This is a genomic window from Pseudomonas sp. KNUC1026 (genome assembly GCF_021650705.1).
Taxonomy (GTDB): Bacteria; Pseudomonadota; Gammaproteobacteria; order Pseudomonadales; family Pseudomonadaceae; genus Aquipseudomonas.
The window spans coordinates 1,643,661-1,669,219 of the sequence record NZ_CP087138.1; the positions used below are offsets into that span (position 1 = coordinate 1,643,661).

The 25,559-nt window shown below is 64.4% G+C and carries 18 protein-coding genes and 7 pseudogenes; 13 read left to right on the forward strand and 12 right to left on the reverse strand.

The window, feature by feature from the left end:
- Positions 1-20: 20 nt before the first annotated feature.
- The gene (locus LN139_RS07485) at positions 21-851 is read left to right on the forward strand and encodes an undecaprenyl-diphosphate phosphatase (protein WP_236359370.1); all 831 of its coding nucleotides are present in this window, start codon (positions 21-23) and stop codon (positions 849-851) included.
- Here LN139_RS07485 and LN139_RS07490 read toward each other — a convergent pair.
- Positions 842-1,504: an HAD family hydrolase gene (locus LN139_RS07490; RefSeq protein ID WP_236359371.1), complete on the reverse strand. Its 663-nt coding sequence runs from the start codon at positions 1,502-1,504 to the stop codon at positions 842-844. The two genes, LN139_RS07485 and LN139_RS07490, sit on opposite strands and share 10 nt — an antisense overlap.
- A 132-nt stretch (positions 1,505-1,636) precedes the next feature.
- On the opposite strand from LN139_RS07490, the pseudogene LN139_RS07495 reads away from it, so the two are divergent.
- From LN139_RS07495 to LN139_RS07510, 4 genes and pseudogenes are all read left to right on the forward strand, one after another.
- Positions 1,637-3,283: pseudogene (locus tag LN139_RS07495) on the forward strand (VRR-NUC domain-containing protein).
- Positions 3,280-5,580 (forward strand): annotated as a pseudogene (locus tag LN139_RS07500) (ATP-dependent DNA helicase). The pseudogenes LN139_RS07495 and LN139_RS07500 overlap by 4 nt, the downstream one beginning before the upstream one ends.
- 78 nt (positions 5,581-5,658) lie before the next feature.
- Positions 5,659-7,298, forward strand: a pseudogene (gene pgm / locus LN139_RS07505) (phosphoglucomutase (alpha-D-glucose-1,6-bisphosphate-dependent)).
- A gap of 115 nt (positions 7,299-7,413) precedes the next feature.
- Positions 7,414-9,807 carry a UvrD-helicase domain-containing protein gene (locus LN139_RS07510; protein WP_236359372.1) on the forward strand — a complete coding sequence of 798 codons (2,394 nt, stop codon included), beginning with the start codon at positions 7,414-7,416 and terminating at the stop codon, positions 9,805-9,807.
- On the opposite strand, the gene LN139_RS07515 is transcribed toward LN139_RS07510, so the two are convergent.
- The 3 genes from LN139_RS07515 to LN139_RS07525 form a co-directional block, all read right to left on the reverse strand.
- Positions 9,740-10,000: a DUF1652 domain-containing protein gene (locus LN139_RS07515; protein ID WP_236359373.1), complete on the reverse strand. Its 261-nt coding sequence runs from the start codon at positions 9,998-10,000 to the stop codon at positions 9,740-9,742. The genes LN139_RS07510 and LN139_RS07515 overlap by 68 nt on opposite strands.
- Before the next feature lie 144 nt (positions 10,001-10,144).
- Entirely contained in the window at positions 10,145-10,309 is a 165-nt protein-coding gene (locus LN139_RS07520; protein ID WP_236359374.1) for a hypothetical protein, read from the reverse strand.
- A 12-nt stretch (positions 10,310-10,321) separates the two neighbouring features.
- Positions 10,322-10,627, reverse strand: coding sequence for a DUF1883 domain-containing protein (locus LN139_RS07525; protein WP_236359375.1), 306 nt, complete (start codon positions 10,625-10,627; stop codon positions 10,322-10,324).
- A 142-nt stretch (positions 10,628-10,769) separates the two neighbouring features.
- Between LN139_RS07525 and LN139_RS07530 the strand changes: the two genes are divergently transcribed.
- The 3 genes from LN139_RS07530 (at position 10,770) to gorA (ending at position 13,529) form a co-directional block, all read left to right on the forward strand.
- Positions 10,770-11,123 (forward strand): hypothetical protein, encoded by a 354-nt coding sequence (locus LN139_RS07530; RefSeq protein WP_236359376.1) that lies wholly within the window; start codon positions 10,770-10,772, stop codon positions 11,121-11,123.
- Between the two features lie 142 nt (positions 11,124-11,265).
- Positions 11,266-12,102 carry a UTP--glucose-1-phosphate uridylyltransferase GalU gene (gene galU / locus LN139_RS07535; RefSeq protein ID WP_236359377.1) on the forward strand — a complete coding sequence of 279 codons (837 nt, stop codon included), beginning with the start codon at positions 11,266-11,268 and terminating at the stop codon, positions 12,100-12,102.
- 68 nt (positions 12,103-12,170) lie between these two features.
- A complete protein-coding gene (gene gorA, locus LN139_RS07540) occupies positions 12,171-13,529 on the forward strand; it encodes a glutathione-disulfide reductase (protein WP_236359378.1) in 1,359 nt (452 codons plus the stop codon).
- Between the two features lie 4 nt (positions 13,530-13,533).
- Here gorA and LN139_RS07545 read toward each other — a convergent pair whose 3' ends face one another.
- Genes LN139_RS07545 through LN139_RS07555 form a run of 3 tightly spaced genes read right to left on the reverse strand, consistent with a single transcriptional unit; the run spans position 13,534 to position 14,454 of the window.
- Positions 13,534-13,917 carry a LuxR C-terminal-related transcriptional regulator gene (locus LN139_RS07545; RefSeq protein ID WP_236360312.1) on the reverse strand — a complete coding sequence of 128 codons (384 nt, stop codon included), beginning with the start codon at positions 13,915-13,917 and terminating at the stop codon, positions 13,534-13,536.
- A gap of 38 nt (positions 13,918-13,955) precedes the next feature.
- The gene (locus LN139_RS07550; RefSeq protein ID WP_236359379.1) at positions 13,956-14,111 is read right to left on the reverse strand and encodes a hypothetical protein; all 156 of its coding nucleotides are present in this window, start codon (positions 14,109-14,111) and stop codon (positions 13,956-13,958) included.
- Positions 14,098-14,454 (reverse strand): helix-turn-helix transcriptional regulator, encoded by a 357-nt coding sequence (locus LN139_RS07555; RefSeq protein WP_236359380.1) that lies wholly within the window; start codon positions 14,452-14,454, stop codon positions 14,098-14,100. The genes LN139_RS07550 and LN139_RS07555 overlap by 14 nt, the downstream gene beginning before the upstream one ends.
- A 345-nt stretch (positions 14,455-14,799) precedes the next feature.
- On the opposite strand from LN139_RS07555, the gene ahpC reads away from it, so the two are divergent.
- Complete coding sequence (ahpC, locus tag LN139_RS07560; protein ID WP_236359381.1) at positions 14,800-15,363, forward strand: alkyl hydroperoxide reductase subunit C; 564 nt, start codon at positions 14,800-14,802, stop codon at positions 15,361-15,363.
- Between the two features lie 116 nt (positions 15,364-15,479).
- Positions 15,480-17,031, forward strand: a pseudogene (ahpF, locus tag LN139_RS07565) (alkyl hydroperoxide reductase subunit F).
- A gap of 110 nt (positions 17,032-17,141) precedes the next feature.
- Here ahpF and acnB read toward each other — a convergent pair.
- Positions 17,142-19,743, reverse strand: a pseudogene (gene acnB / locus LN139_RS07570) (bifunctional aconitate hydratase 2/2-methylisocitrate dehydratase).
- Positions 19,744-20,149: 406 nt separating this feature from the next.
- On the opposite strand from acnB, the gene LN139_RS07575 reads away from it, so the two are divergent.
- The gene (locus tag LN139_RS07575; RefSeq protein WP_236359382.1) at positions 20,150-20,617 is read left to right on the forward strand and encodes a DUF1289 domain-containing protein; all 468 of its coding nucleotides are present in this window, start codon (positions 20,150-20,152) and stop codon (positions 20,615-20,617) included.
- A gap of 6 nt (positions 20,618-20,623) precedes the next feature.
- Here the strand turns inward: LN139_RS07575 and LN139_RS07580 are convergent, their stop codons facing one another.
- From LN139_RS07580 to LN139_RS07595, 4 genes and pseudogenes are all read right to left on the reverse strand, one after another.
- On the reverse strand, positions 20,624-20,977 hold the full coding sequence (locus tag LN139_RS07580) for a hypothetical protein (protein ID WP_236359383.1): 354 nt from the start codon (positions 20,975-20,977) through the stop codon (positions 20,624-20,626).
- Between the two features lie 65 nt (positions 20,978-21,042).
- Positions 21,043-22,318 (reverse strand): annotated as a pseudogene (locus tag LN139_RS07585) (MFS transporter).
- Between the two features lie 59 nt (positions 22,319-22,377).
- Complete coding sequence (locus LN139_RS07590) at positions 22,378-23,058, reverse strand: class I SAM-dependent methyltransferase (RefSeq protein ID WP_236359384.1); 681 nt, start codon at positions 23,056-23,058, stop codon at positions 22,378-22,380.
- 123 nt (positions 23,059-23,181) lie between these two features.
- Positions 23,182-24,045, reverse strand: a complete 864-nt coding sequence (locus LN139_RS07595; RefSeq protein WP_236359385.1) for a DMT family transporter — start codon at positions 24,043-24,045, stop codon at positions 23,182-23,184.
- Positions 24,046-24,197: 152 nt separating this feature from the next.
- On the opposite strand from LN139_RS07595, the gene LN139_RS07600 reads away from it, so the two are divergent.
- Both LN139_RS07600 and LN139_RS07605 read left to right on the forward strand, forming a co-directional pair.
- Positions 24,198-24,671 (forward strand): GntR family transcriptional regulator, encoded by a 474-nt coding sequence (locus tag LN139_RS07600; protein WP_236359386.1) that lies wholly within the window; start codon positions 24,198-24,200, stop codon positions 24,669-24,671.
- Positions 24,616-25,550, forward strand: a pseudogene (locus LN139_RS07605) (aminotransferase-like domain-containing protein). The gene LN139_RS07600 and the pseudogene LN139_RS07605 overlap by 56 nt, the downstream one beginning before the upstream one ends.
- Positions 25,551-25,559: the final 9 nt, after the last annotated feature.

The following is a 25,559-nucleotide window of genomic DNA, read 5'->3' on the forward strand; positions in this document are numbered from 1 at the left end:
TGGGCCGACCAGGGGGAAAGATGGACGTTTGGACCGCAGCACAATCGATCATCCTCGGCATTGTCGAGGGGCTTACAGAATTTCTGCCGATCTCCAGCACTGGCCACCAGATCGTGGTGGCCGACCTGCTGGGCTTTGGCGGTGAACGCTTCAAGGCGTTCAACATCATCATCCAGCTCGGTGCAATCCTGGCCGTGGTCTGGGAGTTTCGCCGCAAGATCTTCGACGTGGTCGGCGGGCTTGCCACCGAGCCCAAGGCGCGGCGCTTCACCGTCAACCTGATGCTGGCGTTCTTTCCGGCGGTGGTGCTGGGGGTGGCGTTTTCCGACCAGATTCAGGAATACCTGTTCAACCCCATCACCGTGGCGCTGGCGCTGGTGATCGGCGGGGTGATCATGCTCTGGGCCGAGCAGCGCGAGCACGTGGTGAGGGTGGAGCATGTGGATGCGATGCGTTGGTCGGACGCCTTGAAAATCGGCTGCTGCCAGTGCCTGGCGATGATTCCGGGCACATCGCGCTCCGGCTCTACCATCATCGGCGGCCTGCTGTTCGGCCTCTCGCGCCAGGCCGCCACCGAGTTCTCGTTCTTCCTGGCGATGCCGACCATGGTCGGTGCGGCGTTCTACTCGGGCTTCAAGTACCGCCACCTGTTCCAGGCTTCGGATGTGCCGGTGTTCGCCCTGGGTTTCGTGGTGTCGTTCATCTTCGCGATGATCGCCGTGCGCGCGCTGCTGCGCTTCATCGCCAACCACAGCTACGCCGTGTTCGCCTGGTACCGCATCGCCTTCGGCTTGCTGATCCTGGCGACCTGGGCGTTTGGCTGGGTCGACTGGAGCAGCGCTCAGGCCTGAGTGCGGCGCTCAAGCTCGGCCCACAGGCGGGGGTCGTCGAAGGTTTCGATGGCAAGGTCCGCGCCTGCGGCCAGCAAGCTTCCCGGGCTCTGGCTGGTGGCCAGGGCCACGGTGTACAGCCCGGCACCCTTGGCGGCGGTGAGGCCCGGGATCGAATCCTCGAACGCCATGCCCTGGGCCGGCGTTGCGCCCAGCTTCAGCAGGCCGGTCTGGTAGGGCAGCGGGTCGGGCTTGGCGCGCGGCAACTCCTCGGCCACCACCACATGCGCAAAGCGCCCGGCCAGGTTCAGGGCCGCCAGCATATGATCGGCGTTGGCCCGCGGGGCATTGGTAACCACCGCCCGGCCGATGCCATGCTCGTCACTCCACGCCAGCAGGCGCAGCAGCCCGGGGATCGGCTCCAGCCTGGCTGACAGCTTGCGAAAGCGCGCTTCCTTGCGGTCGGCGAAGGCGCGGTGTTCTTCGACGTTGCGCTCGGGGAACAGCAAGGCGCACAGCTGCGGGTTGGCCCGGCCACTGCACTTTTCCATGAACTCTTCCTCGCCGAACGGCCGGTTGTCTTCTTCCATCAGCAACTGCTGGATGGCCACCAGGTGGAGGCGGTCAGTGTCGGTCAGGGTGCCATCGAGGTCGAACAGCAACGCGTCGAGCATGGTCAGCGGTCCATAGGCGCAAGAAGGGGGCGCCGAGAGTAGCAGCCGGGGCGCGCCGGCTCAAACCGCCCATCGGTCAGAGCGGTCTTGCCCACTTCGAGAGCTGTATGTATAAACAGCGGCGTGAACCGGATGCCCAATGTGAACCCGCTCGACGACCCTCTGATTACCCTGGTGAATTTCCGCACCGCGTTGGCCTGGCTGGCCGAGCGCTACGCCGACCTGCTCGACGCCGACGAGCAGGCGTTCATCGGCCGTTTTCATACGCTGCCGCAGCCTTCGCAGGCATTGCTGGTGCGCCTGGTGATGCGCAAGGGCGAGCACTTTCGCCACAGCCGCCTGGCCTACCCGGAGATCGGCTGCCCGGCCAGCGCCGCAGCGCCATTGCTGGCGTTGGGCTGGCTATGCAGCCAGCAGCCGCTGAACGCCAGTGAACTGTGCGCGCAGTTGACCAAACCTGAGCTTGCCCAGCGCTTTCAGCACGAAGGGCTCAAGGCGGCCTGGCGCAAGCCCGAACAACTGGCGTGGTTGCTGGAGCGCTACCCCCAGGCGCAGCCCTTCGCCCATTGGTGCGCCGCGCTGGGCCCGCTCTACACCCTGCGGGTCAGGCTGTTGTGCGAACGGCTGCGGCTGATGTTCTTCGGCAACCTGCATCAGGACTGGTCGCAGTTCGTGCTGGTCGATCTGGGCCTGCACCGCTTCGAAACCGTGGAGCTGGCGGCGGAATCCCGCGCGCTCGGTTGCCGCAGCGACATCGACGTGGCACTGGTACTGCACGGCCTGCGTGACCGGCTCGAGGCAGGCGAAGCGCTGGAAGCGCTCGAGGCGTCGCTGGCCGAGGTGAGCACCGCCAACCCCTGGCTCGAGGGCCGGCGCCAGAAGCTGCTGTTCCTGATGGGCCAGGCGGCAGAGCGGCAAGGGCTGGGCGAACTGGCCGAGCGGCTTTATCGCCCGTGCACCTGGCCGCAGGCGCGCTGGCGGCTGCTGCGGGTGCTGGAAGTGGCGGGGCGCTTCGCAGAGGCTTTCGCGCTCTGGGAGCAGGCCCAGGCCGCCCCCCGCAACGCCGCCGAAGCCCAGGCCCTGCCGCGCATGTTGCCGCGTTTGCTGCGCGGCCTCGGCGCCCGGCCCTGCGCCGGGCTGCACCGGCCAAACCCGAATTGCTGCACCTGGCGTTGCCGCGCGCCGCCAGCGTCGAACGGGCCGTGGGCCAGGCGCTGGAGACGGCCGATGCCCCCGTGCTGTACCTGGAAAACGCCCTGTTCAATTCACTGTTCGGCCTGTTCGTGCTGGCCGGCGATCTTCGCGCCGTTGCCCGGCGCGTTCTTTCATCGTTTCCAGCACGGGCCGGCCGACCTGCACCAGCCGGATTTTTACACGCGCCGCCAGGCACTGTTCGACAGCTGCCTGGCCGAGCTTGACGACGGCCGTTACCGGGCCACGATCCTGGCGCGGTTCGAGGAAAAGCACGGCCTTTCGACGCCATTCGTGTTCTGGGGCGCACTCAATCCTGAGCTGCTGAAGCTGGCGCTGGCCTGCATTCCGGCGCAGCACCTGCGCCGCTGCTTCGAGCGGCTGCTCGAAGACATCGCCGCCAACCGCACCGGCATGCCCGACCTGATCCAGTTCTGGCCGGCGGAGCGGCGCTATCGCATGGTCGAGGCGAAGGGGCCGGGTGATCGCCTGCAGGACAACCAGCTGCGCTGGGTAGCGTTCTGTGCCGAGCAGGGGCTGCCGCTGCAGGTGTGCCACGTCACCTGGCAGGCCGAGGCCGTGGCGTGAGCTACCGCGTGGCGGTGCGCGCCTTGTGCGAGTTCGGCGCCCGCGCGGGCGATCTGGACCTGCGTTTCACGCCGGCACCGAGCGCGCTCGAAGGCATCGCCGGGCACCAGCAGGTTGCAGCGGGCCGGGGCCTGATTACCAGAGCGAAGTGCCACTGGAGGGGCAGCATGGCGAGTTGCTGGTGCGTGGCCGTGCCGACGGCTTCGATGGCGCACGCAATTGCCTGGAAGAGGTCAAGACCTACCGCGGTGACCTTGCCCGCCAGGCGCTGAACCTGCGCGCGCTGCACTGGGCGCAGGCGCAGGTCTACGGCTGGCTGATGTGCCAGCTCCGAGGCTTGAGCGAGCTGACCGTGGCGCTGGTGTACCTGGACGTGGACAGCGGCAAGCAGACGCGCTTCGAAGAGCACCACCAGGCCGTGGCCTTGCAGCGGATTTTCGAACAGTTGTGCCAGCGCTATGTCCACTGGGCACAGCAGGAACAGGCCCGGCGCGAGGCGCGGGATCAGGGCTGGGCCAGTTGGTGTTCCCGCTGGCCAGCTGGCGGCCAGGCCAGCGCGAGTTGGCCGAGACCGTGTTCAAGGCCACCAGCACCGGCCGCTGCCTGCTGGCGCAGGCCCCCACCGGGATCGGCAAAACCCTGGGCACCTTGTTCCCCGTGCTCAAGGCCATGGCGCCGCAGCAACTGGATGTGTCGCTGTTCCTCACCGCCGAGACGCCCGGGCGGCGCCTGGCGCTCGACGCCATGGCGCGGCTGCGCACGCCTGAGGTGCCGTTGCGGGTGCTCGAGCTGGTGGCGCGCGACAAAGCCTGTGAACACCCCGGCACCGCCTGCCATGGCGAGGCCTGCCCGCTGGCCCGGGGTTTTACGACAGGTTGCCTGCCGCCCGTGCAGAGGCAGGGCAGGCAGGCTGGCTCGACCGCCAGGCTCTGCGCGAGATCGCCTTGCGCCATCAGGTGTGCCCCTATTACCTGGTCCAGGAAATGGCACGCTGGGTCGACGTACTGGTGGGCGATTACAACTACTGGTTCGACGTCAGCGCCTGGTTGCACGGGCTGGCGCTGCAACAAGGCTGGCGCGCCACGCTGCTGGTGGACGAGGCGCACAACCTGGTCGACCGCGCGCGCAGCATGTACAGCGCCGAGCTCGACCAACAGCGCCTGGTGCCGCTGCGCAAGGCGCCCTTGCCTGGGCTGGCCGGCCCGCTGCAGCGCCTGTGGCGCGCCTGGAATGCGCTCAATGCCGAGCAAACTGCGGCGTATCAGGCCGCAGCGTCGCCGCCGGCGGCCTGGCTGGCAGCGCTGCAAGGTTGCGTCGGCGCGCTCAACACCTGCCTGAACGAAAACCCCCAGGGTTTGCAGGGGCCATGGCTCGAGTTCTATTTCGATGCGTTGCATGTGCAACGGATCGCCGAGCGCTTCGGCGAGGGGCATATCTTCGACAGCCACCAGTACGACCTCGGCCGCCAGCGCCGCTCGCGGCTGTGCCTGCGCAATCTGGTGCCAGCCCAGGCACTGGCGCCGCGCATGCAGGCGGCGCACAGCGTGGTGCTGTTCTCCGCCACCCTGAGCCCGGCGCGCTACTTTCTCGATCTGCTGGGCCTGCCCGCCGATTGTGCCTGGCTGGATGTGCCATCGCCGTTCGCCGCGCGCCAGTTGCAGGTGCGTCTGGCCGGGCATGTGTCGACCCGCTATCAGCACCGCGAAAGCTCGCTGGCCGCGCTGGCGCAGGTGCTTGCCGGGCAATACCGCCGCCAGCCGGGTAATTATCTTGCGTTCTTCAGCAGCTATCAGTACCTGGAACAGGCGCTTGGCGCATTGCGCGCAGAGGCGCCGGGTGTGCCGGTGTGGGCCCAGGCGCCGCGAATGGGCGAAGCCGAGCGCGAAGCCTTCATCGCACGTTTCGTCGAAGGCGGCCGGGGTATCGGTTTCGCGGTGCTGGGTGGGGCGTTCGGCGAAGGCATCGACCTGCCCGGAGGGCGCCTGATCGGTGCTTTCATCGCCACCCTGGGCCTGGCGCAGCTGAACCCGGTCAACGAGCAACTGCGCCAGCGCCTGCAGCAGCGCTACGGCGCCGGCTACGACTACGCCTATCTCTACCCCGGGCTGCACAAGGTGGTGCAAGCCGCCGGCCGGGTGATTCGTGATGAGGGCGACCAGGGTGTGGTGGTGCTGATCGACGACCGCTTCGCGCAGCCGCAGGTGCAAGCGTTGTTGCCGCGCTGGTGGCCGCTGGCCGAACCCTGCCCGCCAGCGCTGCCGGGCGACTATGGGCAAACCTTGCCGCTGCTGGGCTGAACCACGGGCATCGCCAGCAGGTCGAAGGGCCATTACACTGCGCTCCTTTTCACAGCCACACCGCCTCCCGAGGTTTGCATGACGCACAATCCCCTGGCCGGCCAACCGGCCCCGGCCGAGCTGCTGGTCGATATCCCCCGCCTTGTCAGCGCCTATTACAGCGGCAAGCCCGACCCGGCCAACCCCGCCCACCGCGTGGCGTTCGGTACCTCCGGCCACCGTGGCAGCTCGTTCGACAACAGCTTCAATGAAGCCCAGGTGCTTGCGATCAGCCAGGCCATCTGCCTGTACCGCCAGGCTCAAGGCATCGACGGCCCGCTGTTTTTGGGCATCGACACCCATGCGCTGTCCACGCCTGCCGGCATCACGGCCCTCGAGGTGTTCGCCGCCAACGGCGTGCAGGTGATGCTCGCCGAGCACGACGAATACACCCCGACGCCTGCGCTGTCGCACGCGATCCTCTGCTACAACCGCGGCCGCCAGGCGCACCTGGCCGATGGCGTGGTGATTACCCCGTCGCACAACCCGCCTCAGAGCGGCGGCTTCAAATACAACCCCACCAATGGCGGCCCGGCCGACAGCGATGTCACCAAGTGGATCGAGAACAAGGCCAATGCACTGCTCGAGGATGGCCTCAAGGCGGTCAAGCGCATGCCGTGGGAGCGCGCGCTCAAGGCAGGCACCACGCATCGCCATGATTACCTGAACCATTACGTCGGCGACCTGGCCAACGTCGTCGATATCGATGCGATCCGCAGCGCCGGGCTGCGCCTGGGCGTCGACCCGCTGGGCGGTGCCGGTGTGCGCTATTGGGCAGCCATCGCCGAGCACTACAAGCTCGACCTGGAAGTGGTCAACCGCAACGTCGACCCGACCTTCCGCTTCATGACCCTGGACTGGGACGGGCAGATCCGCATGGACCCGTCTTCGCGGGACGCCATGCAAGGCCTGCTGGCCCTCAAGGACCGTTTCGACGTCGCCTTCGCCTGCGACCCGGACCACGACCGCCACGGCATCGTCACCTCCGCCGGCGGCCTGCTGGCGCCGAACAACTACCTGGCGGTGATGGTCGACTACCTCTACGCCAACCGCCCGCAATGGCGTGCCGACGCCGCCGTGGGCAAGACCGTCGTCAGCAGCGGCCTGATCGACCGTGTGACCGCGCGCCTGGGCCGCAAACTGTTCGAAGTACCGGTGGGCTTCAAGTATTTCGCCCAGGGCCTGTACGACGGCAGCCTGGGTTTTGGCGGCGAAGAAGCGCCGGCGCCTCGTTCCTGCGTCGCGACGGCAGCGTCTGGTGCACCGACAAGGACGGGCTGATTCCATCGTTGCTGGCTGCCGAAATGACTGCCGTCACCGGCAAGAACCCCTATGAGCGCTACCGTGACCTGGCCGCCGAGCTAGGTGAGCCGTTCGCTACCCGCGTAGACGCCAAGGCCGATGCGAAGCAGAAGGCGGCGCTGAGCAAGCTCTCGCCAGAGCAGGTCAGCTCGAAAGAGCTGGCAGGTGAGCCGATCAAGGCCATCCTGAGCCGTGCACCGGGCAACGACCAGGCCATCGGCGGCTTGAAGGTGGTCACCGAGAACGGGTGGTTCGCTGCCCGCCCGTCCGGCACCGAGGACATCTACAAGATCTACGCCGAAAGCTTCAAGGGCGAAGAGCACCTTCAGCGCCTTGTGCAGGAAGCCCAGGCACTGGTCAACAGCGCCATCGCTTGAGGCCCGTTGATGCGCCGCGTATTGCGCGGCGCATCAATGGCTTGCTGGACCTTCCCGCCAAATCACGCGAAGATGCCTGCCCATCGCCCAGTGGCCGCCCAAGGCAGGAGTCAGTGTGCCAAGCCGTTCCAAGGAGCCTGCGCGCCAGCCGTGGCTCAAGCGCCTCAAAGCCTACGTGCGTGAGCTGCGCGAGCTGACAGCCGTCTATGATGGCGCCTCAGAGCCAACCCCAGCCAAACCTGCGGCCAAGCCCAAGGCAACAACGCCCAAGCCTGCTTCGCCCAAGCCTGCCAAGGCCACGCCGCGCGCGGCGCCGGCCGAAAAGCCCGAGGGCTCGCTGCCCATCGATGCCGCAGTGCGCAAACGCATGAAGGCCGATGTGCAGCGCTTGCTGCCCGAGCAACGCCAGCCGAATGCCGCGCAGTGGAAGATGATCTTCAGCGACGCACCGGCCACTTGTGTGGTGGCCGGCGCAGGTGCGGGCAAGTCGGCGTCGCTGGTGCTGCGTGTGGTGTTGTTGGTGGAATATCTCGGGGTGCCGCTGGAGCAGATCAGCGTGGTGACGTTCACCCGCGAGTCGCGCAAGGATTTCGTCGCTCGCCTGATCGAAGCTTTCGCGTTGTGGGGCCGCACACTCAGTGAGCGCCAGGCCCGCGACCGGGTGCGCACCTTCCACTCTCGTGCGCTGGGCTGGGCACAGGCACAACCTGCGCTGGCCGGGCTCAAGGCCTTCGAGGCACTGGGCCAGGGTGGCGCGAGTGACCCGGACCAGCCGCCGTTCGCCCTGGCGCTCAACACGCAGCAGCGCGACCTGCTCGGCGAGGCCTACAGCGCCTTGCTCAGCGAAAATGCCCAATTTGCGCACGCCATCGAAACCCTGCGCCGGCAAGCCGTACAGCTCGAACGCCTGGGCCGCGACCATCCCGACGTGCGCGCCCGCGCTACGGTGATGGGGTTGGCGGCACAGCGCGATGCGGCGCTCGCCGAACAGGTCAGGGTGCTATGGCAGGCTGCCGGCGCCTGGCCGTTGCCTGGAGTAGAGCCCGGCCCGGCCACGCTCGAGCTGCGCGGCCATGCATTCCACGTGCATGGTTGGCATCCCGGTGCGCAAGCGTGGGTGATGCTCGGCGTCGACGCCCGCGAGAGCCGCGACCTGCGCCGCGCCCAAGGTGAGCTGCCATTGGCGGCGGAGGTGGCGGTCAAACGCACGCTGTTCCAGGCCTTCTGCGACCAGCCGGTGATCTGGCTGGACAGCTACGCCCAAGGCAAGGCCTTGGCCGAACGCCTGGCCGGCCATGCAGGCCGCGGCCCGGGCATCGAATACCGCCTTGCCGGTGAGTGGCGTGCTCAGCCGCTGCTGGAGCTGTTTTACCAGGTGGCCAGCTTCATCGAGAGCCTGGGCCTGGAAGTGGCCGATGCCGTCGCCCGTACGGGGCTTGCCGAGGAGGGCGCCGATGCTGCGTTTTTCCAGGCGCTGAGGCACTTCTGGCCGGCCTGCACCGCGCGCTGGCGCCAGGCTTCGCCGCCGGTGATGCCCTACAACCACATCTTCAGCCACTTCATTACCCAAGGGTTCAGCGGTATCGAGGACGAGGCGATCAACGTGTTCCGGCACTTGCTGGTCGACGAGTTCCAGGACGTCTCGGCGTTACTGGTGGCCTGGCTCAAGGCCGTGCTGGGCGAGCGCGAGCGGCGCGGGCTGGGCGGTGGTTCGTTGCTGTGCGTCGGTGACGATTGGCAGTCGATCTATGGCTGGCGCGGCAGCAGCCCGGGCTTCTTTCTGGATTTCGAGCGTGTGTTCCCTGCATCGGCGCATCTGCGGGTGATGCTGCGAGACAACTACCGTTGCCAGCAGGGCGTGATCGACGCTGCCGAATGGTTGGTCAAGGCCACCCCCAGCCTCAAGGGCAAAAAGGCTCGCGCCGTGGGCGAGCGCCCGGTCGCTCCGGTGCAGGTGTTGGCGCGTGATGATCAGGCGCTGCTGGCCAAGGTTCAGGTGCACTTGCAGGCGCAGGAGTCGGTGTTGGTGCTGTACCGCCGCTCTGCGGACAGGCCAGAGCTTGAGAAGCTGCTCAAAGAGCCGTTGGCGCAGTGCAAGGCCAGTGGCAATCCGGGGCAACTTCGTTTCATGACCTATCACGCTGCCAAGGGCCTGGAGGCCGATGCCGTGTGCCTGCTGGGGATTGCAGCTATCAGGGCGGGGGGCAATGGCGCAACGCCGTTTACCGGCTGGCTGGGCTGGGCCCGGCTGAGGCCGAGCAACCTTACGACGCAGCACAGGCGGATGAAGCCTACCGGCTGGCCTACGTGGCAATCACCCGAGCGCGGCAGCATTGTTACTGGTTCATCGAGCCGGCGGGGCAAGCGGTGCTCGCCAAGGCATCTTCACGTGTGGCCGGCAGCAAGGGGCTGTTTCAGGATTCGCGAGGGCAGGGCTAGCGTCAACCGCAGGCGCCAAGGCGCGCGGGTGGCACGAACGCCTCGAGTTCGGCTTCTATGGCCTCGATGATGCGCTCCACGTCGCTTGCGTTCATCACGGTGGCACAAGGGATGCCGGCGATGGCCAGCAGGGTGCGGCCGGTTTCGCGATCGAACAGCCTCGCCACCAGGCTGCCGGGGGCATCCATTGTGGCTTCCAGCCCGATGGGGTGGAAATGCCAGCGCATGACCTGGCAGGCATTGGGGAAGGTCATCTTGTTCATCGGGCCACCTCGCGGGGAAAGCCTGCGTCTGGCTTTAAAAGGTAGCAGGTGGCGGAGCCGAAAACGTGTTATTTCGTTCAGCCCACCCTGTTCAGGGAGGGCCATTGATGCAGGTCAAGGCGTGCCGAGGTAAGGCTTGACGGCTTACAGGGCGCGGGTCACGCGGATGTCAGCGATATTGGCCCGTTCTTCATCGCCATGCAGGGCTACCAGCGCGGCTTCGGCCTCGCTCAGGCTGCCGCTTTGCAAAAAGGCGAAATCCCAGCGGCGCTGGCCGTTCAGGGTGTAGTGGATGACGTACTTGGTCATGGGGCAGCCCTGTCAGGTATAGGAGGAATGCGAGCGGCGCACGATCTTGATGGTGTGCTTGAACGCGGTGTTCTTCAGCGGGCGATCTTTCAGGCGAGGGCCGGAGGTGTCGAGCGTGATGTTCCAGAAACCGCTGCTGGGCACGGTGATGCGTGCGGGGAACTTGTCGAAGGCGCCGCCGTGATAGGTGTGGCGGCCACCGTTGCGAAAGGCGCGGTAATTGGCGTCGTTCATCAGGCGAATGTTGCAGCGTTGTGAGCACTCGATCACGACCAGGTCGTCTTCGTTGAGGTGCTCGCGCTGGTGTACGAATTTCATGAGGGCTCCGGAAAGGCGGGAGTGTTGCCAAGGCGCGCACTGTATCACAGCGTGCTTGCCGCTGCGCTGCCCAGGCACCCTGTGAACAAATGGCCAGCTACCCGGTCCAAGCCTCTTTGACCGATATAGGGGCATGGTATCGATGAAGGCTGTATGGCTCGCCCTGGCGGCGTTGATGTTAGGTGGTTGTGCCAGTGTTTCGGACCTCGAGCAAACCCACGAAACGATGGACGTGATCTCTGGCAAATCCCCCAAGGACTACTCGGCATGCCTGGCGCAGCGCCTTTCTAGCAGCCGTTCGCCCTTGACCATCGAACCGCACAAGAGCGGCTTTCGTGTGATCGTGCCGCAGAAATTCGGCTCGGGGCCGGCGGCGGTGGTGCTGGTCGAGGAGCGCTCAGGTGGCAGCTCGATCAAGGTCCACGAACGGTTGTCGAATCTGCCAGTGCGGTTTCATGACGTACGCAACGCTGCTACAGCGTGCATCTCCGGCTGAGTATTTTCATCGCGGAACTAAATGCTTGCAGGGTTTTTCTATTGTCGCAGTGCGCGCGCCAGGCGTGCCCCATTGTAACGTTCATCGGGCCTGATTAGACTGCGCCGAATACGTAGGCCCGCCCTTGAATTAAGGACACTTCATGATCAAGAAATGCTTGTTCCCGGCAGCCGGTTACGGCACCCGCTTTTTGCCAGCGACCAAGGCGATGCCCAAGGAAATGCTGCCGGTGGTCAACAAGCCGTTGATCCAGTACGGCGTTGAAGAAGCGCTGGAAGCTGGCCTTACCGGCATCGCCATCGTCACTGGCCGCGGCAAGCGCGCGCTGGAAGACCACTTCGACATCAGCTACGAGCTGGAAACCCAGATCCGCAACACCGACAAGGAAAAGTACCTGGTCGGTATTCGCAAGCTGATCGACCAGTGCACGTTCTCGTACACCCGCCAGGTCGAAATGAAAGGCCTGGGCCACGCGATCCTCAGCGGCCGCCCATTGATCGGCGACGAGCCCTTCGCAGTGGTGCTGGCGGACGACCTGTGCGTGAACCCTGAAGGCGACAGCGTGCTGCAGCAGATGGTGAAGCTGTACAACCAGTTCCGCTGCTCCATCGTAGCCATTCAGGAAGTCGACCCGCAGGAAACCAACAAGTACGGCGTGATCGCCGGCGAGATGATCCGTGACGACATCTACCGTGTGAACACCATGGTCGAAAAGCCCAAGCCTGAAGACGCGCCTTCGAACCTGGCGATCATCGGCCGCTATATCCTGACCCCGGATATCTTCAAGCTGATCGAGGAAACCGAGCCAGGCAAGGGCGGCGAGATTCAGATCACCGACGCACTGATGAAGCAAGCCAAAGACGGCTGCGTGCTGGCGTACAAGTTCAAGGGTGAGCGTTTCGACTGCGGTAGCGCAGAAGGTTACATCGACGCTACCAACTATTGCTTCGAGAACTTCTACAAGAAGGGCCAGCTCTGATTCTTGCGTGAAGTTATAAAGGCGCCGCTATCCTGACCGATAGCGGCGTTTTCATTTGAGGAATATGCATGGCATACGATGTCGATTTGTTCGTGATAGGCGCAGGGTCCGGCGGCGTGCGCGCCGCACGATTTGCAGCAGGCTTTGGCGCGCGAGTGGCGATCGCCGAGAGCCGCTACCTGGGTGGCACCTGTGTGAATGTGGGTTGCGTGCCCAAGAAGCTGCTGGTCTATGGTGCTCATTACGGTGAGGACCTGGCCCATGCCCAGGCCTATGGCTGGTCGGTCGAGCAGCCAGCGTTCGACTGGCCAACCCTGATCGCCAACAAGAACCGCGAGATTCAGCGCCTCAATGGGATCTACGAAAAGCTGCTGACCAGCGCGGGCGTTACCCAGCATAACGGCCACGCCCGGCTGCTCGATGCGCACACGGTCGAAGTGGCGGGCCGGCGGATCAGTGCCGAGCGCATCCTGATCGCCACCGGCGGCTGGCCGCATATCCCGGACATTCCCGGGCGCGAGCATGCGATCTCCTCGAATGAGGCGTTTTACCTCGAGCAGTTGCCCAAGCGCGTGGTTGTGGTAGGCGGGGGTTACATCGCCGTGGAGTTTGCTGGGATTTTCAATGGCATGGGCGCAGAAACCACCCTGATGTACCGGGGTGGACTGTTCCTGCGGGGCTTCGATGGCACGGTGCGCGAGCACCTGCGCGACCAGTTGAAGCACAAGGGCATGGACTTGCGGTTCGACACAGACCTTGAGCGCATCGACAAGCAGGCCGATGGCACTCTGTTGCTGACCTGCAAGGGTGGGCAAACGATGGTCGCCGACTGCGTGCTCTACGCCACTGGCCGCAAGCCTTGCCTGGATCGGCTGGGGTTGGAGAACACTCAGGTAAGCCTCGACGACCGGGGTTACATCGAGGTCGATGACCAGTATCAGACCACCGAGCCGTCGATACTGGCGCTGGGCGACGTGATCGGGCGGGTGCAGCTCACGCCGGTGGCGACTGCCGAAGGCATGGCCATCGCGCGGCGGCTGTTCAAGCCGGCGGACTATCGGCCAGTGGATTACCAGCACATCCCCACCGCGGTGTTCAGCCAACCGCCCATCGGTACCGTGGGCCTGACCGAAGAGCAGGCCCGCGAACAGGGTCATGCATTGAAAATCTTCGAAACCACCTTCCGGCCCATGAAGCTGACGCTGACCGACGACCCGGAGCGCATCCTCATGAAGCTGGTGGTCGATGCGCAAACCGACCGAGTGCTGGGCTGCCACATGGTCGGCCCGGAAGCCGGCGAGATCGTTCAGGGGTTGGCGGTGGCGATCAAGGCGGGTGCGACCAAGCAGGTGTTCGACGACACCATCGGCGTTCACCCCACCTCGGCCGAAGAGTTCGTGACGCTGCGCAGCCAGACGCGTAGTTGATCGCCTAGGGGCGGTGGCAGAGCTCGGCGTCGGCCTGCAGGCCGAGCTTTTCCATCGCGCGGCGACGCTGGCGTTGCACGCTGCGTTCGCTGCGCTGCATTTGTTCGGCAATCTTGCGTGCGCTGAGCCCGGTGCGCGAAGCGTCAAGCACCTGCTGTTCGCGCTCGGTCAATGCCGTTGTGGCTTCGCAGGCCCAGGCACTTCTGTGGGTATAGCGCTTGCCCATGATGTGCTGTACGTCGCTGCACAGGTAGCTGCGGCCGGCCGCGACCTGGCTTGCAGCGCGTGCAAGTTCGATGGCTTCGGCACGCTTGCTCACCACGCCCCGCACGCCCAGGCCAAGGATGCTGCCCAGTGCGCAGGGTTCGCGCAGCGCTGTGAGCACCACCAGCGGCAATGATGGCCAGCCCTCGCGTACCCTGGCGATCAGCTCCAGGCCATCGGCCTGCCGCCCCCGGGCATGAAGAAATCAGTGACCACCAGGTCAAATGGCCGTTGCTGCAGCGCCAGCAGGAGGGCGTCGGTGCCATCGACGCAGGCCGCCACGTGCAGACGGCCCCTGGCGGCGTTATTGAGGATCATCGAGGCCCCAGCCAGCGAGGCGGGGTGGTCGTCGGCCAGCAGGATCTGGATCGTCATAGTTTTGGCTCCGGGTCACCGACAGCAGATTGGTCGGCATCTTGATGGGGACCAGCCCGAGACTGGCGGCAATCACCGCGATGTAGGTCGTGGAGTTGAGCCCGAACTTGCGGTGCAGGTTGTGTGTGTGGAAGTTGACCGTCGAGACCGAGCAATGCATCAGCATCGCTATATCTGCAGCGGTCTTGCCGTGGCAGCACCAGCCCAGCACTTGCTGTTCCTTGGGTGTCAGCGTGGCGAACACGGTCATTGCATCCTGGTTGTCGTCGGGTATGGCGCGGCCCATGGTCTTCCCTTCGCATTGGTTGAGCGTGTGCCATGGTTATAACGGCTGGTGCAGGCAGCGGAACCTGTCAAACCTGACAGGCCGCAGAGCTTATCCTGTTGCCCGATATGACGGGGTGGGAGTGGGCTACGAGAAATGTAAGAAAAATCAACTTCCTGCCGGAGAGGGAGCCAGGATTGGCACCGCTGGAGAGGATGAAAATGTTGATGCGCAGGGGGGCTGAGCACTAATAGTCAAAAACAATGGGTTGGATATGCATTGGCAATGAGCGCATGAGAAGATCAATAGCTAGCATACTTTCCATCGAATCACAGATCGTACTGCAAACCCTAAAGGAGCCAACCGATGCCTCTGATCAACAGCCAAGTCAAACCGTTCAAAGCGACCGCCTACCACAACGGCAAGTTCGTCGATGTAAGCGACGCTGACCTCAAGGGCAAATGGTCGGTAGTGTTCTTCTACCCTGCCGACTTCACCTTCGTGTGCCCAACCGAACTGGGTGACCTGGCCGACCGTTACGAAGAGTTCCAGGCGCTGGGCGTCGAGATCTACGGCGTCTCCACCGACACCCACTTCACCCACAAAGCCTGGCACGACACCTCCGACACCATCGCCAAGATTCAGTACCCACTGATTGGCGACCCGACCCAGGTGATCTCGCGCAACTTCGACGTGCTGATCGAAGAAGCTGGCCTGGCGGACCGTGGCACTTTCGTGATCAACCCAGAAGGCCAGATCAAGATCGTCGAAATCAACGACGGTGGCGTAGGCCGTGACGCTTCCGAGCTGCTGCGCAAGGTCAAGGCTGCCCAGTACGTCGCTGCTCACCCAGGCGAAGTGTGCCCTGCCAAGTGGAAAGAAGGCGAAGCCACTCTGGCGCCATCGCTGGACCTGGTCGGCAAGATCTGACCATGACACCACGGGCGAAGGCCAACGACCTGCTTTAGCTGTACCTCGCCCATCTGGACGCCCGGGCGCTTGCGCCTGGGCGTTTTTGTTTCCGCATTCCTGAAAGGCCCATCGCCATGCTCGACGCTACGCTTAAAACCCAGTTGAAGACTTACCTTGAGCGAGTCACCCAGCCGATCGAGATCGTCGCCAGCCTCGACGACGGCGCCAAGTCTCGGGAACTGCTCGGGTTGCTGCAGGACATCCAGGCACTCTCATCGCTGATCACCCTGCGCGATGACGGCCAGGATCCACGCAAGCCTTCTTTTTCGATCAATCGCCCCGGCGGTGATATCAGCCTGCGCTTTGCCGGCATCCCCATGGGCCACGAATTCACTTCGCTGGTGCTGGCGCTGCTGCAAGTCGGCGGCCACCCCTCCAAGGCTGGTCAGGATGTGCTTGAGCAGATCGCGGCGCTGGACGGCGATTACCTGTTCGAAACCTATTTCTCGCTGTCGTGCCAGAACTGCCCGGATGTGGTGCAGGCCCTGAACCTGATGGCGGTGATCAACCCGCGTGTTCGCCACGTGGCCATCGACGGCGCGCTGTTCCAGGCCGAAGTCGACCAGCGCCAGGTCATGGCGGTGCCCAGTGTTTACCTTAATGGTGAGCCGTTCGGCCAGGGCCGCATGGGCCTTGAGGAAATCATCGCCAAACTCGACACCGGCGCGGCCGACCGTGAAGCGAAGAAGCTCAACGCCAAGGCGCCGTTCGATGTGCTGGTGATCGGCGGTGGCCCAGCCGGCGCGGCAGCGGCCGTGTATGCCGCGCGTAAAGGTATCCGTACCGGCGTGGCTGCCGAGCGTTTCGGTGGCCAGGTGCTCGATACCCTCGCCATCGAGAACTTCATTTCGGTTAAAGAAACCGAAGGGCCAAAACTGGCCATGGCCTTGGAAGAGCACGTTAAGCAATACGATGTCGACATCATGAACCTGCAACGTGCCGAGCAGCTGATTCCCGGCCGCGACGGTGCCTTGCATGAAATCCGCTTCGCCGGCGGCGCATCGCTGAAGGCCAAAGCGCTGATCATCGCGACCGGCGCCCGGTGGCGCGAAATGAACGTGCCGGGCGAGCAACAGTACCGTAACCGTGGTGTTGCCTATTGCCCGCACTGCGATGGCCCGCTGTTCAAGGGCAAGCGCGTGGCGGTGGTGGGTGGCGGCAACTCCGGTGTCGAGGCCGCGATCGACCTGGCCGGAATCGTCAGCCATGTGACCTTGCTCGAATTCGACAGCAAGTTGCGCGCGGATGCAGTGTTGCAGCGCAAACTGAACAGCCTGCCGAACGTAACGGCTGACCACCGAAGCCCTGACCACCGAAGTGACTGGCGACGGCCAGAAGGTCAACGGCCTCACCTACAAGGATCGCCAGACTGGTGAAAGCCGCCATGTGGAATTGGAAGGGATTTTCGTGCAGATCGGCCTGCTGCCCAACAGTGATTGGCTCAAAGGCGCCATCGAGCTGTCGCAGCGCGGCGAGATCATGGTCGATGCGCGCGGAGAAACCGACCTGCCAGGCATCTTCGCCGCCGGTGATGTAACCACTGCGCCGTACAAGCAGATCATCATTGCCATGGGCGAAGGCGCCAAAGCATCGCTGGCCGCATTCGACCACCTGATCAGAGCTTGAAGCCTGTAGGAGAGCGGCTGTGCCGCGCGACGCGATGAGCTACAGGATCGTCGCGTCGCGCGGCAAGCCGCTCTCCTACAAAAAACCCCGCCAGCGGCGGGGTTTCTTTTTTACGCTTCGACCACAGGGATCTTCGCGTTGGCCGCTGCTTCACGGAAGCTGGCCATCTGATCGAACGACAGGTAGCGGTACACATCGGCCGCCATGGCGTCGATGTTCTTCGCGTAGGTCATGTACTCCTCGACCGTCGGCAGCTTGCCGAGGATCGATGCGACCGCCGCCAGTTCCGCAGAGGCCAGGTACACGTTGGCACCATCGCCCAGGCGGTTGGGGAAGTTGCGGGTGGAGGTGGAGACCACGGTGGAGTTGGATGCAACGCGCGCCTGGTTACCCATGCACAGCGAGCAGCCCGGCATTTCCATGCGCGCACCGGCCTTGCCGTAGATGCCGTAGTAGCCTTCCTCGGTCAGCTGATGCTGGTCCATCTTGGTCGGCGGCGACAGCCACAGGCGCGTCGGGATCGAGCCCTTGACCTTGTCCAGCAACTTGCCGGCCGCGCGGAAGTGGCCGATGTTGGTCATGCACGAACCGATGAACACCTCATCGATCTTCTCGCCCTGTACGCTCGACAGCAGGCGCGCGTCATCCGGATCGTTCGGCGCGCAGAGCACCGGCTCGGTCACGGTAGCCAGGTCGATCTCGATGATTTCGGCGTATTCGGCGTCGGCATCGGCGCTCATCAGCTGCGGGTTGGCGATCCACTCTTCCATGGCCTTGGCGCGGCGCTCCAGGGTGCGGGCGTCGCCGTAGCCTTCACTGATCATCCAGCGCAGCAGGGTGATGTTCGACTGCAGGTATTCGGCGATCGGCTTCTCCGGCAGCTTGATGGTGCAGCCGGCGGCAGAACGCTCGGCCGAAGCATCGGACAGCTCGAATGCTTGCTCGACGGTCAGCTCGTCCAGGCCTTCGATCTCGAGGATGCGGCCGGAGAAGATGTTCTTCTTGCCTTTCTTCTCGACGGTCAGCAGGCCCTTCTGGATGGCGAAATAGGGGATTGCGTGGACCAGGTCACGCAGGGTGATGCCCGGTTGCAGCTTGCCCTTGAAGCGCACCAGCACCGACTCGGGCATGTCCAGCGGCATGACGCCGGTGGCTGCGGCGAAGGCTACCAGGCCGGAACCGGCCGGGAAGGAAATGCCGATCGGGAAGCGGGTGTGCGAGTCGCCGCCGGTGCCGACGGTGTCAGGCAGCAGCATGCGGTTCAGCCAGCTGTGGATGATGCCGTCGCCCGGGCGCAGGGAGACGCCGCCACGGGTGCGGATGAAATCCGGCAGGGTGTGGTGGGTCTTGACGTCGATGGGCTTGGGGTAGGCAGCGGTGTGGCAGAACGACTGCATCACCAGGTCCGCGGAGAAGCCCAGGCAGGCGAGGTCTTTGAGCTCGTCGCGGGTCATCGGGCCGGTGGTGTCCTGGGAACCGACGGTGGTCATCTTCGGCTCGCAGTAGGTGCCGGGGCGCACGCCCTCGACGCCGCAGGCCTTGCCGACCATCTTCTGCGCCAGGGTGTAGCCCTTGCCGGTGTCGACAGGCTGCTCCGGGGTCTTGAACAGGTCCGAAGCACCCAGGCCCAGCTCGGCGCGGGCTTTTTCAGTCAGGCCGCGGCCCACGATCAGCGGGATACGGCCACCGGCGCGGACTTCGTCCAGCAACACGGCGGTTTTCAGTTCGAAGGTAGTGATGACCTCGTCAGTGCCGTGCTTGCACACCTTGCCGGCGTGCGGGTACACGTCGATGACATCACCCATGTTGATGTTCGACACGTCGAACTCGATCGGCAGGGCACCGGCGTCTTCCATGGTGTTGTAGAAAATCGGGGCGATCTTGCTGCCGAAGCAGAAACCACCGGCGCGCTTGTTCGGCACGTACGGGATGTCGTCGCCGAAGAACCACAGCACCGAGTTGGTAGCCGACTTGCGCGAGGAACCGGTGCCGACCACGTCGCCCACGTAGGCGACCGGGAAACCCTTCTCACGCAGCGCTTCGTACTGCTTCAGCGGGCCGATGGCGCCTTGTTGCTCGGGCTCGATGCCGTCGCGGGCCATTTTCAGCATGGCCAGGGCGTGCAGCGGGATGTCCGGACGCGACCAGGCGTCGGGCGCAGGGGAGAGGTCGTCGGTGTTGGTCTCGCCAGTGACCTTGAAGACGGTCAGGCTGTACTTGCTCGGCGATCGGCGCGCGCTTGGTGAACCACTCGCCGGCAGCCCAGGATTCGAGCACAGCTTTGGCGGCGGCGTTGCCTGCCTTGGCTTTTTCGGCCACATCGTGGAAAGCGTCGAACATCAGCAAGGTGTGCTTGAGCTGTTCGGCAGCGACGTTGGCGAGCTCGGCGTTGTCGAGCAGTTCGACCAGGGTGGCGATGTTGTAGCCGCCCTGCATGGTACCCAGCAGTTCGGTCGCGCGCTTGGCGTCGATCAACGGGGATTTTGCTTCACCCTTGGCCAGTGCGGAGAGAAAGCCTGCCTTGACGTAGGCGGCTTCATCGACCCCTGGTGGGACGCGGTTGGTAATCAGGTCAACGAGGAAGGCTTCTTCGCCGGCGGGCGGGTTTTTCAGCAGCTCGACCAGGCCTGCGGTTTGTTCGGCGTTCAACGGCTGGGGAACGATCCCCTGCTCGGCCCGCTCTTCGACGTGTTTGCGGTAGGCTTCAAGCACAGTAATACCCTCATCAGTGGTCCCGGCACGGGACGCTCATCCAGTGAAATACCGCTCCCGTGCGCGCCACGGCTTCATGAGCCGCTCGGCCAGGGTTTCGGCACTCCATACAGAAGCTGCTTTCAAAGTTTTACGCCGCGCAACGGTAGAGCTTGATGAGGGCTGGCACGGGGCAGAACCCGGTGCCACACCGTTGCGAGGATCGACTGTGCTCGTGACGCTTTGAAAACAGCTTCCAACGGATCTAGTCGCTCAAGGATGCGGCGCGATGCCGCATGCCCGGGGCGGTAGGATTCTACGGCAATTTTGCGCTGAAAGTAAGTTTAGCCCTACAAGCCCGAGGGTGAAACTCATTAGACATAGGGCTAACATGCGCCTCTGTCCGGTTTTCTGAAGTGTTTTCGCAATGCCCAACCAGTCGATCAAGACGCCCTGCGTCGGCCTCTGCTCTACCGTCTACGGGGACGCAGTGTGCCGAGGCTGCAAGCGTTTTCACCATGAAGTGGTGAACTGGAACGGCTATGACGAGGCGCAGAAGCGTGCCGTGTGGCTGCGCCTGGAGCGGCTGCTGGTACAGGTGATGCAGGCCAAGCTCGAGGTGTTCGACGCAGGCCTGCTGCGCCAGCAACTGACCCAGCGGCAGGTCCGCTTCGTGGCCAGCCAGTCGGAATACACCTGGGCCTACCAGTTGATCGCCCGGGGCGCGCGGATGATCAACAAGGTCGAGCTTTACGGGTTCGTGTTGCTGCCGGAGTTTCGCGACTGGTCGCTGCCGGATTTGCGCGAGGCGATCGACCGGGAGTTCTTTCTGCTGTCGGAGGCGCATTACGAGCGCTACATCGCCCCGGCGTTCCTGCGCGAGGCGATGGAGTAGGCCGGCTCAGCTGCGGCTGAGCTGGCCAGCGCCCTGCAGGATCACCTTCAGCGCCTCTTCCAGTTCGTCGAGGTCTGCAGCGTCGCTTGCGTGAGTGATCTGCAGGCGCAGGTCACCGCCGAACAGGTCGGCGTCCTCGGCTTGCACTTCGATTTCCAGCGACGTTGCACTCAAGCTGACGGACAGCCCCTGTACGCCCACCGGCTCGTCTTCGTCGAAAGCGATGTCGACTTCATCCTCGCCGGGATAGCGCGACATCAGGAACATGCGCCCATCGGTGGCCTGGCAGGCCAGCAGCGCCAGGTTGTCTTCTTCTTCGTCGCACGGGTTGCCCATCAGCAGGGCGGCGGTGATCTGCATGGGGCAGGCTCCGGTTGGGCTGTGAAGGCGCCATTGTCGCAGAGCGATGCCAAGGCGTCATGTGCTCAGCGGTTGACCACCCGTGCCGGCAGCGCCCATGCCAGCAGGCAACTGGCCAGGAGGCTCGCGGCGAACAGCCACAGCGCAATCTGCGGGCTGTGAAAGCGCTGCATTACCGCACCCATGAGGGTGTTGCCTACAAGCCCGGCGATGTTGGCCAGCGAGCAGGCCAGCGCAAAGCCGGTGGCCGAGGCAGCGCCCCTGAGAAAGGTGGCCGGCAGGCTGAAAAACGCCGGGAGCGCGCCGAGAATCGCCGCCGTGGCCAAGGAGAACAGCGCCACGGTGGCCGCCAGGTTGCCGATGAAAAAGGTGCTGGCGAACAGGCTGGCGGCACCTGCGATAAACGGCCCGATGATGTGCCAGCGGCGCTCGCGCAAATGATCGGAAGTGGCGCCCAGCACCAGCATGCCGACTACCCCGGCCATGCTCGGAATCGCCACTCAGCCAGCCGATGCGTGCAGGGTCGGCGACGCCTGCGTCACGGATGAAGGTCGGCAGCCAGAAACCCATGGCATAAGCGCTAAGCAGGATCGAAAAGTCGATGCCGCCCAGCATCCACACCTTGCGGTCGAAAAAGCCATCGCTGAAACGGCTGCCGCCCGGGTTGGCGGCCTCGTCCCCGGCCAGAGCCTCGGCCAGTTGCGCTTTTTCATCGACCGAAAGCCAGGGCGCCTGGCCGATGGTGTCGGGTAGCAGCTTCAGGCACAGCACACCCAGCAGCACCGAGGGAACCGCCTCGAGCAGAAACAGCCACTGCCAACCGGCCAGCCCGGCCTGGCCGTCGAAATGCCCCATGATCCAGCCCGAGAGCGGCGCGCCGATCAGGTTGGACAGCGGCAGCCCGAGCATGAACAGCGCGATGATCCGCCCACGTCGCCAGGAGGGAAACCATTGGGTCAGGTAATAAAGCACACCGGGCAGAAACCCGGCTTCGGCCACCCCCAGCAGAAAGCGCAGCAGATAGAAGCTTTCGGCACTGCGCACCAACAGGGTAAGGCCTGACAACACACCCCAACTGATCATGATGCGGGCGATCCAGCGCCGCGCACCGACCTTGGCCAGGACCAGGTTGCTGGGCACCTCGAACAGGATGTAGCCGACAAAGAACAACCCCGCCCCCAGCCCATAGGCGGCCTCGCTCAGTTGCAACTGGCCGAGCATCTGCAACTTGGCGAAGCCGACGTTGATACGGTCCAGATAGGCGGCCAGGTAGCACAGGCACAGGAAGGGAATCAGGCGCCAGGTGACCTTGCGGTACAGCGCATCTAGAGGGGCTGGCATGGGCAACTCCGGGGTGGTGAACGGTGAGTATTCACGGCCCCGGCGCTACCCGGCAAGTGTCAGCGCTTGCGCAGTACGTACACTCGCCACATGGCGTAGAGCGGGATGAAGTCAAGAGACCTCTGGACGATGAAGCCTGCGTCCTTGAATTCCTGCTCGACGACCTCGCGCGGCAGCACGAAGCGGTTCTGGTAGTCATTGGTTTTGCCTTGTGCCACACGGCGGGCATCCTGGCGGCGGCGCCTGGCGGCCTTGAGATTGCCATCAACCCACAGCGAGACGATCACCGAATCGCGGCTGACCCGGTGGAACTCCTTGAGCAGCGCTGCGCGGTGTTCGCTCTCGCCGATGTGGTGCAGCAGGCGCATGCAGAACACGCTGTCCACTGACTGGTCGGGCAAGTCGATAGCGAACGCGCTGGTTTGCAGCGTGCGCACCTTGCGCACAACCTCAGGCGGCTGGCAGGCGCGGGCGGTGGCGATCATGTCGGCGGAGTTGTCGGCACCGATGATCCGGCGCCCCGGGCGCTCGGCGAGCATCGGCCAGAAACGCCCAGCGCCACAGGGCAGGTCGAGCACCAGGTCGGGCTCTCCGGCAAGCGCCAAGGCCTTGCGCGCCATCTGCACATCACGCTGATGGGAGAGGCGGCGAGCCAGGCCATCCTGATGCTTGTGAAAATATTCACGCGCGTGCTCTGGGCCGTATTTATTGGAAAAAGGAAGCTCGATGGGGCTGTTCATGCACGTTAGTCCTTCTGCAACGGTGCGCATAGGTTGACGGCGCACCGGTGCCGAGGCAGTCAACGGTATGTGAACAGAAGGTAAAAGCGCTTTCCCCTTCTAGATCAAGCATTTCAGGATGTTTCAGCTTGCGTAGCGTTTAGCCCCTGCCACACATACCACTGCAAGCAAGGTCACCCCCAGCATGCCGCTGCTGACCGGCTCGTGCAGCAACAGCGCTGCCAAAGCCAGCCCCATGAACGGTTGCAGCAGTTGCAGCTGGCCCACCGCTGCGATACCGCCCTGGGCCAGCCCGCGGTACCAGAACACAAAGCCGATCAGCATGCTGAACAACGAGACATAACCCAACCCCGCCCAGGCCTGCGGGCTGATCGTGGTGAAGCTTGCGGGTTGGGTAAGCAGCGCGACCGGAAGCATCAACGGCAACGCCAGCAGCAGCGCCCAACTGATGACCTGCCAGCCGCCCAGTTGCCGTGCCAGCCGCCCACCTTCGGCGTAGCCCAGCCCGCACAGCATCACGGCTGCAACCATCAGGGCGTCGCCCTGCAGTGAGGTTCCGCTGCCATTGGCGGCCGAATAGCCGGCCACACAGGCCGCGCCTGCCAGCGAAAACAGCCAGAAGCCCAGGCGCGGCCGCTCGCCGCCCCGCAGCACCGCGAAGGTGGCCGTACACAGCGGCAACAGGCCCACGAAAACGATCGAGTGCGCAGAGGTGACATGCTGCAGGGCCAAGGCGGTCAACAAAGGGAAGCCCACCACTACGCCCAAGGCTGTGACTGCCAGCGGCAGCAGTACTTGACGCGCCGGCCATGGCTGGCGTGCCAGCCATAGCAGCAGACCGGCCAGCACAGCCGCAAGGGTGGCCCGTGCGCCGGTCAGGAAGGTTGCTGGCAGGTCCGCTACCGCCAGCCGTGTGGCGGGGAGGGAGCCTGCGAAAATAGCCACGCCTATGAAACCGTTTATCCAGCCCCGGGTTGTGATGTGCATGCCGCGCTCCTTTTCAATAGCGGCAGTAGAACAGTCGGGACGCTGGGCAAACCAGTGACAGTCCAATACAGTTGGCAGTAACTGTTAGGGTGTAAAAGCCAGTACGCAAGAGGGCGTAGAGTGAAGAGGGCGGCACACGAATCAATGCGGTGATGGATCATGTCAATCAAGGAATCGCCGCACGCATCTGGCCTGCCGGGGCGCGGCTGCCTTCGGTACGTGGCCAGGCGCGTAGCTTGAAGGTGTCGGTTTCCACGGTGGTCGAGGCCTATGAAAGGCTGTGCGCCGAAGGCGTGCTGCTCTCGCGGCCTGGTTCGGGGTTTTATGTAGCCGGGCCAGCCGCGCCGTTGACGTTGACCCAGGTAGCTCCGCAGCTGGACCGGGCGATCGACCCCTTGTGGGTGTCGCGCCAGGCCCTTGAAACCGATGCCTCCCTGTCGAAGCCCGGCTGCGGCTGGCTGCCGCCGGCCTGGCTCTACGAGCAAGGCGTGCGCCGGGCGCTGCGTGCGCTGGCCCGCAGCGACACGCTGGAGCTGGCCCGAGTATGCAACGCCCCTGGGCCATCCCGGCTTGCGCCAGTTCCTCTCCCGCCGCCTGGCCAGCGCTGCCATCGAGGCGCCGCCTGAACGAATCATGCTGGCCGAATCCGGCACCCAGGCCATCGATCTGGTGTGCCGTTTTCTGCTGCAGCCAGGTGACACGGTACTGGTGGACGACCCGCGCCATTTCAACTTCCACGCGCTGCTCAAGGCCCATCGTGTCCGGTGGTCGGCGTGCCCTATACGCCAGCCGGCCCGGACCTGGAGGCATTCGCTGTGGCGCTGCATGAACACGCGCCCAGGCTCTATATCACCAACTCGGGCGTGCACAACCCAACTGGGGCGGCGCTCTCGCCGGTGGTTGCCCATCGGTTGCTCAAGCTTGCGGAAGCGCACGGCCTGGTGATCGTCGAAGACGACATCTTCGCGGACTTCGAAGTAAGCCCCGCGCCCAGGCTGGCGGCGTTCGATGGCCTGGCGCGGGTGATCCATATCGGCAGCTTCTCCAAGACGGTCTCAGCCTCGGTGCGCTGTGGCTACGTAGCGGCGCGGGGTGACTGGATAGATGCGCTGGTGGATCTGAAGATCGCCACCAACTTCGGCGGCGGCCGGCTGGCCGCTGAATTGATCCTGAGGGTGTTGACCGACAGCGGTTATCGCCGGCACATGGACAGCGTGCGGCTTTACCTGGCGGATCAGCGAATGCGTGTGGCGGAGCGTCTCGGAGCGTTGGGCATTGCGCCCTGGATCGTGCCGCAGGCGGGGATATTCCTGTGGTGCAGGTTGCCGGAGGGTGTAGACGCAGCCGAGTTGGCGCAGGCCTGCCTGAAAGAGGGCGTGGTATTGGCGCCGGGGAATGTCTTCAGCCAGTCACAGAGCCAGCAGGGGTTCATGCGGTTCAATGTGGCGCAGATGGAAGATGAGAGAGTGTTCCAGGCCCTGCGCAAAGCGCTGCAGGCACTGTAGCGTCGCCCG

Coding starts and splice junctions, on each gene's coding strand:
- LN139_RS07520 (WP_236359374.1), bottom strand. CDS start 10,309: ATGACCAAGTACGTCATCCACTACACCCTGAACGGCCAGCGCCGCTGG.
- LN139_RS07550 (WP_236359379.1), bottom strand. CDS start 14,111: ATGATCCTCAATAACGCCGCCAGGGGCCGTCTGCACGTGGCGGCCTGC.
- LN139_RS07600 (WP_236359386.1), top strand. CDS start 24,198: ATGGATCATGTCAATCAAGGAATCGCCGCACGCATCTGGCCTGCCGGG.
- LN139_RS07530 (WP_236359376.1), top strand. CDS start 10,770: ATGAAGGCTGTATGGCTCGCCCTGGCGGCGTTGATGTTAGGTGGTTGT.
- gorA (WP_236359378.1), top strand. CDS start 12,171: ATGGCATACGATGTCGATTTGTTCGTGATAGGCGCAGGGTCCGGCGGC.
- ahpC (WP_236359381.1), top strand. CDS start 14,800: ATGCCTCTGATCAACAGCCAAGTCAAACCGTTCAAAGCGACCGCCTAC.
- LN139_RS07555 (WP_236359380.1), bottom strand. CDS start 14,454: ATGGGCCGCGCCATACCCGACGACAACCAGGATGCAATGACCGTGTTC.
- LN139_RS07595 (WP_236359385.1), bottom strand. CDS start 24,045: ATGCACATCACAACCCGGGGCTGGATAAACGGTTTCATAGGCGTGGCT.
- galU (WP_236359377.1), top strand. CDS start 11,266: ATGATCAAGAAATGCTTGTTCCCGGCAGCCGGTTACGGCACCCGCTTT.
- LN139_RS07490 (WP_236359371.1), bottom strand. CDS start 1,504: ATGCTCGACGCGTTGCTGTTCGACCTCGATGGCACCCTGACCGACACT.
- LN139_RS07525 (WP_236359375.1), bottom strand. CDS start 10,627: ATGAAATTCGTACACCAGCGCGAGCACCTCAACGAAGACGACCTGGTC.
- LN139_RS07485 (WP_236359370.1), top strand. CDS start 21: ATGGACGTTTGGACCGCAGCACAATCGATCATCCTCGGCATTGTCGAG.
- LN139_RS07515 (WP_236359373.1), bottom strand. CDS start 10,000: ATGAACAAGATGACCTTCCCCAATGCCTGCCAGGTCATGCGCTGGCAT.
- LN139_RS07590 (WP_236359384.1), bottom strand. CDS start 23,058: ATGAACAGCCCCATCGAGCTTCCTTTTTCCAATAAATACGGCCCAGAG.
- LN139_RS07580 (WP_236359383.1), bottom strand. CDS start 20,977: ATGCAGATCACCGCCGCCCTGCTGATGGGCAACCCGTGCGACGAAGAA.
- LN139_RS07575 (WP_236359382.1), top strand. CDS start 20,150: ATGCCCAACCAGTCGATCAAGACGCCCTGCGTCGGCCTCTGCTCTACC.